Here is a 16,350-nt window from a genome sequence, read left to right on the forward strand (position 1 = left end):
CTACTGCGGCAGGCCGCCGACCTGCCCCGGGGTGAGGTTGCCGTCACGGATGTCGATCCAGAACTGCCCCACGGTCTCGGGGTTCAGCTGCACGGTGGACCCGACGTTGCCGCCCGGCCGGTAGTCGGGGTTCGAGATCGGCGGCGTGCCCGTGATGCCGTCGGGACCGTTGGCCTTGCGGAACGCGAGGGCGAGCTTGCCGAGGTCGACGATGCCCGTGCTCTCGTCGACGGTGAGCGACCCGAGGCCGGAGTCCAGCAGCGAGACCTGGTCGCCGGGGCGGAACAGGATGCTCGGGTTCGCCGCCTTCGAGCTGATGGCGCCGATGACCTGGCGCTGGCGCTCGGCGCGGCCGATGTCGCCCTTCGGGTCGGAGTAGCGCATCCGCGAGAACGCGAGCGCGGTGTGGCCGTCGGCGACGTGGCACCCGGCGGTCCACACGAGTTCGCTGCGTTCGTCGTTCACGTCGTAGTCGAGGCACAGCTCGACGCCGCCGACGGCGTCGACGATGCCCTCGACCCCGCCGAACCCGACCTCGACGTAGTGGTCGACCGTGAGGCCGGTGAGCTGCTCGACCGTCTGCACGAGCAGCGGCGGGCCACCCCACGAGTACGCCGAGTTGAGCTTGCTCGCGCCGTTGTCCGGGATCTCCGCGTACGTGTCGCGCGGCAGGCTGATGAGCGCGACCGGGCCGCTCGGCGGGGCGTGCAGGACCATGATCGTGTCCGTGCGCGCGCCCTCGGTGCCGTCCTCGCTGATGCCTTCGCCGCGCGCGTCGGAGCCCGCGAGGAGATAGGTGTTCCCGGGCGTGCCGGGCGCACCGGAGAGGGCCTCGACGTGCTGGATCTTGCCGTTCGCCCAGATGAGCAGGCCGACCGGCCAGGCGAGGAGCGCGACGATCACGACGCACGCGACGAGCCCGACGACGCGGCCCTTGCGGACGCGGAACCCGCCCCCGCCGGCTCGAGGGGTCCCCGTGCCCGACGGCGGTCGCCCACCCCCGCCACCGGGTCGGCCGGTGCTCGGCCGCGGCGCCGCGCCCGGACGGCTCCGCGTCGTCGTGGGCACGGCCTGCGCACCCGCGTGGGGCGACGACGAGACGCGCGGAGGTGCCGCCGTCGCCTGGCGGGGCTGGCGCGACGGCGCGACCGACGGCGGGAGCGCGGACGCCGCGGAGCTCGTCCGCGGGCGTGCGCCGCGCGCGGGCGGCGCCGGCGGCGGCGTGCCCTTGCGTGCGGGGGTCACCGGGATCTCGCGCGACGACTGGCGCTTGATGCGGGGCTCGAGGCGCACGGCGTCGTCGGGCACGGCGGGGCGGGGGCGCGCCGGGGCGCGCCCGCTGTTGCCCACGGCGATCGCGTCGTCGACGGACGACGGGCGCGGGGCGCGGCCGCCCTGGGGCGTGAAGCTCGGGGGGAGCGACCGGGGGTCGCGCGAGGGGTCGGTCATGGGGTCACCCGCACTGCGCGGTCTCGTCGGCGGCGGAGAACGCCTCCTTGCCGGCTTCCTTCGTCTGCACCGGGGCGGGCTCGGCGGCCGCGTCGCCCGTCGGGTCGGCTGCGCCCTCCCCGGTCTGCGACGGCGGCTCGGTGGCCTCGGCGGCGTCGGTGGACCCGCCTGCGGCCTCGTCGGTCGCGGGTGCGGGCGCAGCGATCGGCTCGTCGGCGCGCACCTTGGCCCAGAGCTCGTCGGCCTCCGACGTCCAGACGACCTTCGCGTCGGGGTCCTGCGGGTCCGGCGCGTTGGGAACGGTCATGAAGGTGATGTTGCCACTGGTCGCGCCCTTGAGGCTGAAGGCGAGCCCGGCGAGGCTCGGGATCGACGACAGGTTGGCGCTCATGGTCAGAGACTTGGTGCCCGCGTCGACGAACCCGTAGATCTGGCCGAGGTCCGAGAGCACGTTCTTCGAGAGCACCTGGTTCACCGTCGCGGCGAGGAGCTGCTGCTGGCGGCCGATACGGCTGAGGTCCGACCCGTCGCCCACGCCGTAGCGCGCCCGCGCGAACCCGAGCGCCTGGGCGCCGTCGAGCGTCTGCATCCCTGCGTCCAGCCGAAGGTCCGCCTTGGGCGAGTCGATCGGCTCGGGGATGCAGATGGGGACGCCGCCGATCGCCGTGACCATGTTCTGGAAACCCGCGAAGTCGACGACGACGAAGCCGTCGACGAACACGTCGGTCAGGCTCTCGACGGTCTGGGTCGCGCACGCGGCGGCCGAGTCGACGTCGCCACCGACGGTCGCGCCGTTCGCGAACGCGGCGTTGAAGCGGGTGGTGGCCGGCGCGGTCGTCTTGCCGTTCGTCGTGTGGCACGCCGGGACGTCCACCCGTGAGTCGCGGGGGATCGAGATCATCTCCACGCGCGTCCGGTCTGCCGAGACGTGCACGAGGATCGTCGTGTCCGAGCGCATGCCCGCGACGCCCGCGACCTCGTGGCCGTTCTCGCCGCCGCGCTCGTCGGAGCCCATCACGAGGATGTTGAGGGGCTTCCCGGCGTTGGGGTCGCTCGGGTCCGGGGTGGGCTGCTCAGGTCGGTCCGTCAGGAGCTCGAGCCCGTCCGACGGCGCGATGTTCCCCTGGATTCTCGACACCGCTGCGGCGCCGCCGACCGCGCCGAACGCGAGCACCGCCGTGGCGACGAGCCCGACGGCGCGGGCTGTCCCGTGGGACCTCATGGCCCGCGCGTGCGCCGGACCGCGCGACGGCTCGGCAGCCGCCGCGTCGCTGGTCTGGGCACGGGAACGGGAGGTCACGGGAGTCGAGCATAGGCGTGCGGTGCGATCTGGCCGCGCGGGCCGCGGGCTCGCGGGGTGGAGGAGTTGTGCAGGCGCGTGCGGTGCGAGGACCGGTCGGGTCAGCCCGCGGCGTCAGCGTCCGGGCGGCCGCCCTGGCCGTCGCGCTGCTCGAGCTCGTCGACCGACGCGTCGACCCGGCTGAGCCTCGCCTCCGCGAGGCTCAGCTCGCGCGTGAGCAGCGTGATCTTGCGGGCGAGAGCGTTCGCACGCCGGTGGCTCGTGGCGATGTAGCTCACGAACGCGATGACGAGGGCGTAGAGGAGGAGGTCGGTCCCGCGGCCGACGCCGAGCATGTTGGCCAGCCGGGTGAGCCACTCGGGGAACAGGACGGAGAGCCCGGCGACCACGACGAACCCGACGAGCAGCAGGCGGCGGATCGCCTGGTGCCGGGCGTCGACCGTGGAGCGGGTGAGCAGGACCGTGACCACGGCGATCGCGGCGACGAGGACGATCTGGATGAGCATGTGCGCTCCCGTCTACTTGAACACGAGGTCGACCAGGATGTTCACGGAGTTCCAGAGCGACTGGCCCTTGGCCCGGGAGTAGTCCGTGTAGAGGACGTGCACGGGGTACTCGCGCCAGGGGAGCCCGGTGCGTCCGAGCTGCAGCACGATCTCGCTCGCGTGCGCCATGCGGTCCTGGCGCAGCTCGACCTGGCGCGCCGCGTCGACGCGGACGACCCGCAGCCCGTTGTGGGCGTCGGTGAGCCGCAGGCCGGTGCTCTGGTTCGTGAACCAGACGGCCGTGCGCAGGACCGCCCGCTTGAGGAGCCCGGGCCGGGTCCGCGCGTCGAGGAACCGCGAGCCGAAGACGATCGCGACGTCCTCGCGCCGGGCCAGCTCGACCATCGCGGCGGCGTCCTCCACCTGGTGCTGACCGTCCGCGTCGAACGTGACGAGGTACTTCGCTCCCGGCAGGTCGCGGGCGAACTCGATCCCCGTCTGGAGGGCGGCTCCCTGGCCGAGGTTGACGGCGTGGCGCAGGACCGTGGCGCCCGCCTCCCGAGCCCGCTGCGCGGAGTCGTCCGAGCTGCCGTCGTCGACGCAGACGATCCGGGGGAACGTCCCGAGCGCGTTCTTGACCACGTCGGCCACGACCGCGCCCTCGTTGTACAGAGGGACGACGAGGCAGGCGTCCTCGACGGGGCCGATGGCCTCGACGGGCGGGCGGCCGGGTCCCGCCGCGTCCGATTCGTGCATGTCGCTCATTGTTGCAGGCGACCGGGGAAGGTCGGGACCTTCGCCGCTCTCGGAGGGGCAGCGGCGGCAGGTAACCTTGCCGACGCGGCGTCCGCGTCCGACGTGGTCGCTGCGCACCGTCCCGACACGAAGGAGCCCGCATGGGAGTCCGGATCGCCCCGAGCGCCGACGTCGCCGACGACGCGTCGATCGGCGACGGCAGCCAGATCTGGCACCTCGCCCAGGTGCGCGAGGGGGTGTCGATGGGAGAGTCGTGCGTCGTGGGGCGCGGGGCCTACATCGGTACCGGAGTACAGATGGGCCGGAACTGCAAGGTGCAGAACTACGCGCTCGTGTACGAGCCGGCGTCTCTCGCCGACGGGGTGTTCATCGGCCCCGCCGTGGTGCTCACCAACGACACCTACCCGCGGGCCGTGAACCCCGACGGATCGCTGAAGAGCGCGGACGACTGGCACGCGGTGGGCGTGACGATCGGCGAGGGCGCCGCGGTCGGGGCGCGTGCGGTGTGCGTCGCGCCCGTGACGATCGGAGCCTGGGCCACGGTGGCCGCGGGCGCGGTCGTGACGAGGGACGTCCCCGACCACGCGATCGTCGTCGGGGTCCCGGCGCGGCGCGTCGGCTGGGTGGGGCGCGCGGGCGAGCCGTTGCGGCGCGACGGGGAGCACTGGGTGTGCCCGGTGACGGGTACGCGCTACGAAGAGCACGACGAGACCATCAGAGAGGTTGCGGCCGAATGAGCCAGACACTGATCCCCGCGGCGAAGCCGATCGTCGGGGACGACGAGCGCGCGGCCGTGGACCGCGTCCTGCGCAGCGGGATGATCGCGCAGGGACCCGAGGTCGCCGCGTTCGAGCAGGAGTTCGCCGAGGTGCTCGTCGGCGGGCGCACGTGCGTCGCGGTGAACTCCGGGACCTCGGGCCTGCACCTCGGCCTCCTCGCCGCGGGCGTCGGCCCCGGCGACGAGGTGATCGTCCCGTCCTTCACGTTCGCGGCGACCGCCAACTCGGTCGCGCTGACCGGTGCGACGCCGGTCTTCGCCGACATCGAGCCGGACCAGTTCTGCCTCGCTCCCGACGCGGTGCGGGCCGCGATCACGGAGCGGACCAAGGCCATCATGCCGGTGCACCTCTACGGGCACCCGGCGGACATGACGGCGCTGGGCGCGCTCGCGGACGAGCACGGTCTGCTCCTGTTCGAGGACGCGGCACAGGCGCACGGGGCGACCCTCGACGGACGCCCGGTGGGCTCGTTCGGCGCGTTCGCCATGTTCAGCCTCTACCCGACGAAGAACATGACGTCGGGTGAGGGCGGCATGGTCTCGTGCGCGACCGACGAGATCGCGCGCAACGTCCGTCTGCTGCGCAACCAGGGCATGGAGCGCCAGTACGCCAACGAGGTCGTCGGCTTCAACGCCCGCATGACGGACGTCCACGCGGCGATCGGCCGGGTGCAGCTCACCAAGGTCCAGGGCTGGACGGCGGACCGCCAGCGCAACGCGGCCTTCCTGTCGGAGAACCTCGAGGGCGTCGTGACGCCTCCGGTCGCGGACGGGGCGGTGCACGTCTACCACCAGTACACGATCCGTGTCGCCGACGACCGCGACCGCGTGGTGACGGCTCTCCGCGAGGAGCACGGTGTGGGCTCCGGGGTCTACTACCCGATCCCGAACCACCGCCTCGAGAGCCTGAAGCACTTCGCGCCCGGTCTCGACCTGCCCGAGACCGAGATCGCGGCGCAGCAGGTGATCTCCCTCCCCGTGCACCCGTCGCTCACCCAGGGCGACCTCGAGCGCATCGTCACCGCGGTCAACTCCGTCGTGAAGGCAGGTGCGTGATGGCAGACCTGCGTGCGGGCCTGATCGGGCTCGGAGCGATGGGGCGGCACCATGCCCGGGTGCTCCGCGAGATCGACGGCGTCGACCTCGTCGCCGTCGCCGACCCCGGCGGTGACCCTTACGGAGTGGCGGGAGACCTGCCGGTCCTGCCCGACGTCGACGGGCTGATCGGCGCCGGCATCGAGATGGCCGTCGTCGCGGTCCCGACCGTGTACCACGAGGAGATCGCGCTGGCCCTCGCTGCCGCGGGCGTCCACACCCTCGTGGAGAAGCCCATCGCGGCCACGAGCGCGGCCGGTCGCAAGGTCGCCGAGGCGTTCGCCGCGGCCGGGCTCGTCGGCGCGGTCGGGCACATCGAGCGGTTCAACCCGGCGCTCCAGGAGCTGCGTCGCCGCATGGAGGCGGGCGAGCTCGGGGAGGTCTACCAGATCGCGACCCGGCGGCAGGGGCCTTTCCCGGCGCGCATCGCCGACGTCGGCGTGGTGAAGGATCTCGGCACCCACGACATCGACCTCACGGCCTGGGTCGCCCAGAGCGCGTACCGCGCGGTCGCCGCGCAGACCACGCACCGCAGCGGGCGCCCGCACGAGGACATGGTGACCGCGACCGGCCGCCTGGAGAACGGCGTCGTGACCAACCACGTCGTCAACTGGCTCTCCCCGATGAAGGAGCGCGTCACGATCGTCACGGGCGAGCGGGGTGCGTTCGTCGCCGACACGGGCACGGCCGACCTCACCTTCTACGCCAACGGCGTCATCCCGACCGAGTGGGAGGCCGTCTCGGCGTTCCGCGGCGTGTCCGAGGGCGACATCACGCGCTACGCGTTCGCGAAGCGCGAGCCCCTGCGGGTCGAGCACGAGGCGTTCCGGGACGCCGTCCGGGGGATCCGCCAGGACGTCGTGACGATGGAGGAGGGCCTGCGCACCCTCGAGGTCGCCGAGGCCGTCCTGGAGTCGGCCGCGTCGGGGCAGACCGTCACGCTCTGAGCCGGCGCCCGGCGGCCCCGTGGTGGGGTCGCCGGGCCGACTCCCGACTCTCCCGGCGATCGTCCTGCGAGAACGTGCCCGCCTTGTGATACTGGCCGGGTTCGTCGGGGCGCGAGCAAGCCCTGGGTGATCTCTGCGACGACCGGGGTGAGCACGATGGCCAAGAGGTGGACGACCGTCCTGACGGTGCTGGCGGTGACCGTGACGTCGGCGGTGACGGGCAGCACCACCGCCGTGGCGGCCGGCCCCGCGACACGGGCCGCGACCTCTGTGGCTCCACGCGTCGCACCCGCCCCGCCGGCGGTGCCCGCACCGGTCGCCCCTGAGATCGACGAGACACCGCTCGAACCCGTCGACGCGTCCGGAGACGCCCCCACGGCGCCGGTGCCGTCGGAAGCGGGCGCTGCCGAGGGGCCCGGTGAGCAGGTGCTCCCCGAGGCCCCGGCCGACGACACGCCGAGCCCGGAGGGGACCTGGTCCGCGACCAGCCCGGCGACCGGTGCGACGACCGTCGTCGGCGTCACCTGGGACCTCGGGTCGGCAGGGGACGACGTCGTCGTCGAGGTGCGTTCACGTACCGGGACCGTCTGGACCGGGTGGACCGACGTCCACGCGGAGGACGCCGAGCCGACCGGGGGCGCCGGGGAGCAGCGCGACGGTACCGAGCCGCTGTTCGTCGGGGACGTCGACGAGGTCGAGGCGCGGATCCTTCCCGGGACCGGACCGACGCCCGTCGACCCGGTCCTGGTCGTGGTCGACCCCGGCGCGGACTCGGGGACCGCGGGAGGGGGAGCCGGCGGTGCGGGCGGGCTCGGTCGGTCCACGACCGCCGGGCTCGCGACTCCCGCCGCCGCACCGGCGGCCGCGCTGCCGACCGCCACGACCCGTCCGGCGATCTACTCGCGCGCCCAGTGGGGTGCCGACGAGCGGCTGATGACGTGGACGCCCCAGACCGGCAACGTCGTCGGCGCGGTCGTGCACCACACGGCCGGGTCGAACGACTACACCGCGGACCAGGTCCCGGCACTCATCCGGGGCATCTACGCGTACCACGCGCAGTCCCGCGGTTGGGGCGACATCGGGTACAACTTCCTCGTCGACAAGTACGGGCGCATCTGGGAAGGGCGCGCCGGAGGGATCGACCGGGGGATCGTCGGTGCGCACGCGTCCGGGGTCAACTCCCAGCGCTTCGGCGTCTCCGTGATGGGGAACTTCGACGCCGCGCAGGTCTCGGGGGCGGCCGTCGACGCCGTGTCCTCGGTCATCGCGTGGAAGCTCGACATCCACGGCGTTCGCGGAGCGGGCGGGAGCATCGTCGTCGGGCACCGGGACGTGGGCCAGACGTCGTGCCCCGGGGCCACGCTCTACGCGGCGCTCCCGCAGATCCGCTCCCTCGCGGCGGCGCGTCAGGGTCCCGTGCACGACCGTTCCCTCCGGAGGGACCTCGGGCTCGACGGCTACCCGGACCTCGTGTCGCGCACCGCGACCGGGGTCTCGATGCTCACGGCCACGGCCTCGGGGTGGGGGCAGACCCGGACGGTCGGTTCCGGCTGGCCCGGTTCCCGGGTGATCGCCCCCGGTGACTGGAACGGGGACGGTTCCCCGGACCTCATGATCGTCGACCCGGCGTCCGGAGACCTGTGGCTGTACCCGGGCACCGCGAACGGCGGCTGGGCCGCGAAGCAGAGGATCGGGGTCGGCTGGGGCGTCGCGAACCTGATCGTCGGCGGGCACGACTGGAACGGCGACGACACGACGGACCTCCTCATGAGGCGGCACGACGGGACGCTCTGGCTCTACCCCGGCAACGGGCGCGGCGGCTTCGGCACACCGCGGCAGGTGGGCACCGGCTGGAACGCGATGAGCTCGATCGCCATGGTGGGGGACCTCGGCAACGGGCGCCCGGCGCTCGTCGCGCGGACCGGCGGCAACCTCTACACGTACACGGGTGACGGGCGCGGCGGGTTCGCCAGCGGTCGGACGTTCGTCGGGTCCGGCTGGGACGTGATGACGACCATCGTCGGCCCGGGAGACCTCAACGACGACGGCCTGCCCGACGTCGTGGCACGGGACGTCCAGGGGAATCTGTGGCGCTACGTCGGGGACGGTGCCGGACGGCTGCTCGGACGGTCGCAGATCGGGCACCAGTGGCAGGGGTTCACCGCGGTGCACCCCGCCGGTCGTGCAGGTCGGGGCGAGGACTTCTTCGCGGTGGGTGCAGACGGCGCGCTGCACCGCTACTCCTATCTCGGTGGCGCGGGCTTCACGCGGGCCGTGGGCACCGGCATCTCCGGCTCGGCCGTCGCCGAGGCCATCGCTCCCGGAGACTGGAACGGTGACGGTCGGCCCGACCTCATGACCCGCCGGAGCAACGGCGACCTGTTCCTCCACGCCGGCACGGCGACCGGCAGCTTCGCGACGTCCGGGACGCGCGTCGGGACGGGCTGGGAGGTCATGACCCAGGTGATCGGAGCGGGCGACTGGCTCGGGACGGGCGTCCCGGGTCTGCTTGCCTTCCAACGGGGCACGGGGCAGATCTGGCTGTACCCGGGGGACGGCCGGGGCGGGTTCGGGACCCGCGTCCTGATCGCCCAGGGCGCACAGTTCCTCGACCGGATCGTCTCGGCGGGCCACTGGCGCGGCGGTGCGGCGCCGGACCTCGTCGCGCGCGAGGCCGGCACCGGGCGGCTCCTGCTCTACCCGGGCAACGGCGGCGCACGGCTCGGGGCGGCCTCGGTGATCGGGACCGGGTGGGACGTCATGTCGAGCATCGTGGGTGCGGGCGACGTGGACGGCGACGGGCGACCCGACCTGGTCGCCACGCGCTCGGACAGGTCGATCGTCCTGTACCCGGGCAACGGGTCGGGAGGGTTCCGGACGTGGCGGACGATCGCCACGGCCCCGTCGGGCGCTTCCGTCTCGTGAGCCGGTGACGCCTCAGAACGTCCTCGTGATGCCGTTCCACCCGGAGCCCACCTGCATCCGGGCGGCGAACCGCGTGCCGGTCCACGGATAGAGGTAGAACCGGCCGGCGGCGTCGGCCGCGAGGAGGTCGGGGATCCCGTCCCGGCCGAAGTCGGCCACCGGGGTGAGGAGCCGCATGCCCTGCCACCCGGAGCCGATCTGCACCGGGCTGAACCCGCCCGCCCCGTCGCCGCGGTAGAGCAGGAGCCGGCCGGCGGCGTCGACCGCCAGCAGGTCCGACCAGCCGTCGCCGTCCCAGTCACCGCCGCCGCCGACCCACGAGATGACGTCCCAGCCGCCGCCCACGAGCACGGCGCTCGCGAGCCTCCCGTCGCCCAGACCGGGGTAGAGCCACATCCGGCCCGACGTGTCGACCGCCAGGAGGTCGGCCGACCCGTCGCGCCCGACGTCCCCGGGGGCGACGAGGAACCGCATGGAGCCCCAGCCATGGCCCGCCTGGACACGGGCGCCGAGCGTCCCGGCCGCCGTCGTCGGGTAGCGCCACAGGCGCCCGGCCTGGTCGACGGCGAGGACGTCGTCGCGCCCGTCGCGATCGAGATCGTTGGCGCGGACCGCGAGCCGCATCGTCTGCCAGTCGTGGCCCGCCGGGCGGCTGCCGACGAACCGGCCGTCCCCGTCCCCGAGGTATGCCGTCAGACTGCCGTCCGCCCGCTGGCCGAGGACGTCTACGCGCCCGTCGTTGGTGGAGTCGCTGTCGAGCCGGCTCGTGCCGGTGAGCTTCCACCAGTCGGAGCGCAGACCGAAGGCGCTGCGGAACTGCGCGCCCGTGAGCGTGACGGAGCCTGCCGAGCCGGTGACGACGACCCGGACCACGCGCCCGCCCCACTCGCCGTCGCCGGTACGCGACATGACGTCGATGCTGCGGGGCGAGCCGATCTGCGGGTACCGCGCGCCGACGTCCGCGGCTCGGAGCGAGACGCTCCACGCGTGCACCGGGTTGCCCTGTGCGTCCCACGGGTCCGGTCGGGACGGGAGGTAGGGGAAGGACCCGGCCGCGCTCCAGCCGCCGTTCGACGAGCCGAACTGGGTGAAGGCGAGGCTGCCGCCGTAGTGACGCACCTGCCCCGAGGTCGCGGCGACGGCGGCGTCCGTCGAGGCCGCCTCGTGGTGGCGCGTCTCGACCCCCGCCGAGGTGAAGCTCTTGTGCCCGGGATAGACCTGGCAGGCGGTGGTGTCGCACGTCTGCCACGAGCCCGACCGGTGCGCGCGGTCGTACGACGCGTAGGTGCGCGCGGCGACGGCCTGCGCCCGCAGCGCGTCCGCCGGCCAGCTCGACGGCGACTCCGCCGGCACGACGGAGCGCAGGTAGTCCTCGAGGCCCACCACGTTGACGGTCTGCTGCCCGGGGCTCGCCCCGGAGGGGACGGCTCGGACCGTGCCGCGGTAGTCCGTCTGCGTGCCGTCGGGCCTGATCAGACGGATGAACCCCGACGGCGCGGCGATGCTCAGGAAGCCGGGGGAGGCGCCCTGCGACCACTGTCTCCAGGTCCCGCCGACGAGCCCGTGCAGCACGAACCCGCCGGACCCTCGGACGATGCGCCACTGCTGCGGTGTCACGCCGCCGAAGCTGATCGGGGTGCCGGTCGAGACCGCGTCGCTCGCCGTCATGCCCGGGACCGCGAGGATGCGGACGTCGTTGTCCGTGTCTCCGCTGATGAGGACGCTGATCGTGCTCGCGGGCTGGGTGACCCGGGCCGTACCGGGGTAGTACGCGTCCAGGATCTGCTGGTAGCCCACCCCCTGCGAAGCGGCCGCGCGTGCCCCCCACTGCGACATCCCGCGGCCGTGACCGAAGCCCCGCCCCGCGACCGTGACGGTCGTGCCGGTGCCGAGAACCACCCGTTCCTGGGTGAGCGTGTCCGCGCGTGCGACGACGGACTGCGTGACGAACGACGTCCCGACCAGGACGGCCGTCAGGAGCGACGCCGTCATCCTCTTCCGTGCCCCCATGGGTGACCTCCGTAGCTCTCGGTCCGATCCACGGTAGGTCGGGTGACGGGAGGGCGCCCGGCGGGCAGGTACCCTGGTGCGTCGTCGGGCGCCGTGCCCGACCCGAGACGAGGGGGAAGACCTGGCCGGCGTCGTGCGGACAGTGCTCGGGCACTCGGCGTTCCGCTACCTGCTGGTGGGCGGCTTCGCCTTCCTCCTCGACCTCGGGCTGCTCGCCCTGAGCTACCGGGTGCTCGGTGCGCCGCTGTGGCTCGCGACGACGGTCGGGTTCTGGGGCAGCTTCGCGTTCAACTTCACGCTCCAGCGGCGCTATGCCTTCGGCGGTGCCATGCCGACGGGGCCCGCGTTGTGGCGGTACGGCGTCCTCCTGGCGGTGAACTCGCTCGCGAACATCGCGGTGGTCGGTCTCTTCGAGCACCTCGGTTGGGGCTATGCCGTCGGCAAGGTCGCGGTCACCGTCGCACAGACCGTCTGGAACTACTTCGCCTACCGCTACTGGGTCTTCGGCGGGCGCGCGGCACCCGCCGCACCCGGCGACGACCGAGCCGGGCCTCAGGTGCCCGTCGAGCACGACCGCAAGGAGAGCTGAGGATGTACAAGGGTGCGCGGATCGCCGCCGTCGTGCCGGCCTACCGTGAGGAGGCCATGATCGCGACGGTCGTCACCACGATGCCGGACTTCGTCGACGACATCGTCATCGTGGACGACTGCAGCCCCGACGGGACCTCCGACGTCGTCAAGGCGCTGGACGACCCGCGCGTGACGCTCGTGCGCCACGAGGTGAACAAGGGCGTCGGCGGGGCGATCATCACCGGGCACCGCACCGCGATGGGGCTGGGCTCGGACGTCAACGTCGTCATGGCCGGCGACGCCCAGATGGACCCGGACTACCTTCCCGACCTCTTGGACCCGGTGACCTCCGGCGGCTACGGCTTCGCGAAGGCGAACCGGTTCTTCCGCCCGGACTCGTACACGGGCATGCCCCGATATCGCGTGTTCGGGAACATCGTGCTCTCGTTCCTCACGAAGTTCGCGTCGGGGTACTGGCACCTCTTCGACCCGCAGAACGGGTACACGGCCATCCGGACGTCCGTGCTGGAGAAGCTCGCGCTCGACCGCGTCGCGGAGCGCTACAGCTTCGAGAACGACCTGCTCATCCACCTGAACGTGGCCGGCACCGCGGCGGTCGACGTCCCGATCCCCGCCGTGTACGGCGCCGAGGTGTCGAGCATCCGTCTGGGCAAGGTCGTCCCCGAGCTGCTCAGCCTGCTCTTCCGCGGGTACTGGTACCGGATCTGGTACCGGTACGTCCTCTGGTCGTTCTCCGCCGTCGCGCTGCTGCTGTTCTCGGGCCTCCTCCTCACGCTCTTCGGCGTCGTCGCCGGGGTCTGGATCATCGCCGCGACCTGGGACTCGCCGCCGGCCACGGCCGGGACGGTCCTCCTCGCGGTCACCCCGTTCGTGCTCGGCGTCCAGATGCTCGTGTCGTCGTTGCAGCTCGACATCCAGGAGAGCCCCGACACCCCGACGCTCGCACCGTTCGACGAGGGCTGACATGACTTCCCGCAGGCCACGGGTCGTCCTCGCGACGCGCATCTACTCACCCGAGCCGGCGGCGGCCTCGTTCCGTCTCCGCGCGCTGGCGCGGGCGCTCGTCGAGAGCGGCGCGGCCGTCACCGTCCTGACGACGACGGCACCTCAGGCACCCGCCCCCGAGGACCCGGACCCTGGCGTGCGCATCCGGCGATGGCCTGTGCTACGCGACCGCACCGGCTATGTCCGCGGCTATCTGCAGTACCTGAGCTTCGACGTCCCCCTCCTCCTGCGCCTGCTGTTCTCGACCCGCCCGGACGTGGTCGTGGTGGAGCCACCGCCGACGACCGGGTTCGTCGCACGCCTCGCGTGCGTGGTGCGGAGGGTCCCGTACGTGTACTACGCGGCGGACGTGTGGTCCGACGCGGTGAACTCGACCGGTGCGCCAGCGCCGGTCGTCGCCGCCGTGCGACGCGTCGAGGGCTGGGTGCTGCGCGGTGCGCGACGCGTCGTCGCGGTGACCGAGGAGGTCGCCGAGCGCACCCGGGCGCTGGGCGCCCGCGAGACCGTCGTCGTGCGCAACGGCATCGACACGGACGTCTTCCGGCCGGACGGACCCGTCCCGGACGGTGCTCCCGCCGGTCCCTACGCGATCTACGCGGGAACGACGTCGGAGTGGCAGGGAGCGGACGTGTTCGTGCGGGCCATGGCCACGGTCGCCGAGGCGGTGCCCGGCGCCACGCTCGTCGTCCTCGGGCAGGGCAGCGCGTGGGCGGACCTCGAGGCGGTGGCGCGCGCGCTGCCCGACGGCGGCGCGTGCGTCCGGATGCTACGCCCGGTCCCGCAGGCAGAGGCCGCGGCATGGCTGCGCGGCGCGGCCGTCGCCCTCGTGAGCCTGCGCCCCGGCCAGGGCTACGACTTCGCGTTCCCGACGAAGGTGCTCGCCGGCGCGGCCTCGGGGACACCCGTCCTGTACGCCGGCCCCGGCCCCGCGCGGGGGGTGATCGAGGAGAACGGCCTCGGCCGCGCTGTCGCGCACGACGTCGACGCCGTCGCTGAGGCGATGTCAGACTTGCTCGAAGCCCCCGCGGACGACGGCCCGAGGACGCGCAGCGCCGGCTGGGCGCGGACGCACGCGTCGATCGCGGCGTCGGCGGCCGAGGTGGCGCGGATCGCCGTGGCGGCGTCGCGCGTCCCGGACCATAGACTAACGGCGCCGACACTGGGCGGCGTCCGACCATCGCCTGGTTTGACCGAGGAGCACGACGCGTGAGACAAGTCTGGGGAACCCTGCGGGACCTCCTCCCGCTCCTCCCGAGGCGCGCTCGCCGCTTCCTGGTCGGGTACTCCGTCGCGCTGAGCTCGCTGGCGCTCCTCGACGTGGCGGCGCTGGCGCTCCTCGCTCTCACCCTCACCTCGATGGTGGCGGGCGAAGGCGTGTCCCTGCCCGTTCTGGGGCAGCTGCCCGCTGGAGGGATCCTCTGGATCCTGGGTGCGGTCTCCGGACTCATCGTCCTCAAGGGGCTGTTCAGCGTCGTCCTCCAGTGGGTCGCGACGCGACGGTTCGCCGCGTACGAGCTCGAGATCGGCGACAAGCTCTTCGACGCCTACATCCGCGCCCCGTGGACTGAGCGGCTCAAGCGCAACACCGCGGAGCTCGTGCGGCTCGCGGACGTCGGGATCGGCAACACGACGTCCGGCTTCCTCCTCCCCGTCGCGTCGCTCCCGGCCCTCGCGACGACGTTCCTGGCGGTGCTGACGGTGCTGGTGATCGCGCAGCCCGTGACGGCGGCGATCACCATTGCCTATCTCGGGATCATCGCGCTCTTCCTCTACCTCGCCGTCTCTCGCCGCGCGTTGGTGGCCGGTCGGGTGAACCGCGACTACTCGATCAAGGTCGGCCGGCTGATGACCGAGATGGTCGGAGCGCTCAAGGAGGTCACGCTGCGTGGCCAGGCCCCTGCGGTGGCCAGGGTGGTGCACGAGAACCGCCGCCACTCCACCCGGGCGCGATCGAACATCTCGTTCCTCTCGAGCGTGCCCAAGTACGTCCTGGAGACGGCGCTCGTGGGCGGGTTCGTCCTCGTCGGCGGCGTGACCTTCGCGCTCGACGGGCAGGCGGCCGCCATCAGCGCGGTGGCCTTCTTCGGCGTCGCCGGCTTCCGGATGGTGCCCGCACTCACCGGGTTCCAGGCCGTGATGACCCAGACCGCGTCCACGATCCCTCACGTCCGCGCGGTCATCCTGGACATCCAGGCGTCCCGCGGCTACATCGAGAGGGCGGAGCGGGTCGGGCACGAGCCCATCCACGGCGACCCCACGACGCTCGTGCTCAACGGGGTCTCGTTCACCTACCCGGGTGTCGAGACGCCCGCTCTGCGCGGCGTCGATCTCACGATCCCCCTCGGGACGTCGGTCGCGCTGGTCGGATCCTCCGGCGCGGGCAAGTCGACGCTCGTCGATCTTCTCCTCGGCCTCCTCGAACCGTCCGAAGGCTCGGTCGAGCTGGACGGCGTCCCGCTCCACGAGATTCTCGCGGACTGGCGCTCGCGTGTCGGGTACGTCCCGCAGGACGTCGCGCTCTTCGACGCGAGCGTCGCGCAGAACGTCGCTCTCACGTGGGAGGAGGACTACGACGTCGAGCGGGTGCGGTCGGCGCTTCGAGAAGCACGGTTGCTCGACGTCGTCGACGCCCGCCCCGGGGGGATCGACGCGAGGATCGGAGACCGCGGTGTCGCGCTGTCGGGCGGACAGCGGCAGCGGGTCGGCATCGCGCGGGCCCTGTACGCGCAGCCGCTGGTGCTCGTGCTCGACGAGGCGACGAGCGCCCTCGACTCGCAGACCGAGTCCGAGGTCACGGCGGCGATCAACGAGCTCCACGGCGAGGTCACGGTCATCGCCGTCGCGCACCGGCTGTCGACGATCCGCAACGCGGACATGGTGTGCTTCATGGAGGACGGAACGATCACGGCCCGGGGGACCTTCGACGAGCTCGTCGCCTCGGTCCCGGAGTTCGCCAAGCAGGCGGTGCTCGCCGGGTTGGCGGGCAGCGGCCCCGAGACGGCGCGGTGA

The 16,350-nt window shown here is 73.0% G+C and carries 13 protein-coding genes; 8 read left to right on the forward strand and 5 right to left on the reverse strand.

The genetic code is table 11. The features are described from left to right. From ABWU78_RS08855 to ABWU78_RS08870, 4 genes are all read right to left on the reverse strand, one after another. On the reverse strand, positions 1–1,449 hold the full coding sequence (locus tag ABWU78_RS08855; RefSeq protein WP_439158140.1) for an LCP family glycopolymer transferase: 1,449 nt from the start codon (positions 1,447–1,449) through the stop codon (positions 1–3). Between the two features lie 4 nt (positions 1,450–1,453). After that, complete coding sequence (locus ABWU78_RS08860) at positions 1,454–2,749, reverse strand: LCP family protein (RefSeq protein WP_439158141.1); 1,296 nt, start codon at positions 2,747–2,749, stop codon at positions 1,454–1,456. Between the two features lie 101 nt (positions 2,750–2,850). Then, positions 2,851–3,255, reverse strand: a complete 405-nt coding sequence (locus tag ABWU78_RS08865) for a DUF2304 domain-containing protein (RefSeq protein ID WP_253053131.1) — start codon at positions 3,253–3,255, stop codon at positions 2,851–2,853. A 12-nt stretch (positions 3,256–3,267) separates the two neighbouring features. Next, entirely contained in the window at positions 3,268–3,990 is a 723-nt protein-coding gene (locus tag ABWU78_RS08870; protein WP_253053133.1) for a glycosyltransferase family 2 protein, read from the reverse strand. 140 nt (positions 3,991–4,130) lie between these two features. On the opposite strand from ABWU78_RS08870, the gene ABWU78_RS08875 reads away from it, so the two are divergent. The 4 genes from ABWU78_RS08875 to ABWU78_RS08890 all read left to right on the forward strand — a co-directional run bounded on the left by ABWU78_RS08875 (position 4,131) and on the right by ABWU78_RS08890 (position 9,735). Beyond that, positions 4,131–4,727, forward strand: coding sequence for an acyltransferase (locus ABWU78_RS08875; protein ID WP_253053135.1), 597 nt, complete (start codon positions 4,131–4,133; stop codon positions 4,725–4,727). Next, positions 4,724–5,824, forward strand: coding sequence for a DegT/DnrJ/EryC1/StrS family aminotransferase (locus ABWU78_RS08880; RefSeq protein ID WP_253053137.1), 1,101 nt, complete (start codon positions 4,724–4,726; stop codon positions 5,822–5,824). The genes ABWU78_RS08875 and ABWU78_RS08880 overlap by 4 nt, the downstream gene beginning before the upstream one ends. Beyond that, entirely contained in the window at positions 5,824–6,810 is a 987-nt protein-coding gene (locus ABWU78_RS08885; RefSeq protein WP_253053139.1) for a Gfo/Idh/MocA family protein, read from the forward strand. Before ABWU78_RS08880 ends, ABWU78_RS08885 begins: the two co-directional genes overlap by 1 nt. Positions 6,811–6,966: 156 nt before the next feature. Continuing rightward, on the forward strand, positions 6,967–9,735 hold the full coding sequence (locus ABWU78_RS08890) for an FG-GAP-like repeat-containing protein (RefSeq protein ID WP_439158142.1): 2,769 nt from the start codon (positions 6,967–6,969) through the stop codon (positions 9,733–9,735). A gap of 12 nt (positions 9,736–9,747) precedes the next feature. On the opposite strand, the gene ABWU78_RS08895 is transcribed toward ABWU78_RS08890, so the two are convergent. Beyond that, positions 9,748–11,745, reverse strand: coding sequence for a SpoIID/LytB domain-containing protein (locus tag ABWU78_RS08895; RefSeq protein ID WP_353708677.1), 1,998 nt, complete (start codon positions 11,743–11,745; stop codon positions 9,748–9,750). Positions 11,746–11,887: 142 nt separating this feature from the next. On the opposite strand from ABWU78_RS08895, the gene ABWU78_RS08900 reads away from it, so the two are divergent. The 4 genes from ABWU78_RS08900 to ABWU78_RS08915 are packed head-to-tail and all read left to right on the forward strand — an operon-like array spanning position 11,888 to position 16,350. Continuing rightward, a complete protein-coding gene (locus ABWU78_RS08900; protein WP_439158143.1) occupies positions 11,888–12,334 on the forward strand; it encodes a GtrA family protein in 447 nt (148 codons plus the stop codon). 2 nt (positions 12,335–12,336) lie between these two features. Next, positions 12,337–13,299 (forward strand): glycosyltransferase family 2 protein, encoded by a 963-nt coding sequence (locus ABWU78_RS08905; RefSeq protein WP_253053147.1) that lies wholly within the window; start codon positions 12,337–12,339, stop codon positions 13,297–13,299. A 1-nt stretch (position 13,300) separates the two neighbouring features. Next, entirely contained in the window at positions 13,301–14,551 is a 1,251-nt protein-coding gene (locus tag ABWU78_RS08910) for a glycosyltransferase family 4 protein (RefSeq protein ID WP_439158144.1), read from the forward strand. Next, positions 14,548–16,350, forward strand: a complete 1,803-nt coding sequence (locus ABWU78_RS08915; protein WP_375824186.1) for an ABC transporter ATP-binding protein — start codon at positions 14,548–14,550, stop codon at positions 16,348–16,350. The genes ABWU78_RS08910 and ABWU78_RS08915 overlap by 4 nt, the downstream gene beginning before the upstream one ends.

It is taken from the genome of Cellulosimicrobium sp. CpK407, assembly GCF_051844275.1.
Classification (GTDB): Bacteria; Actinomycetota; Actinomycetes; order Actinomycetales; family Cellulomonadaceae; genus Cellulosimicrobium; species Cellulosimicrobium cellulans_G.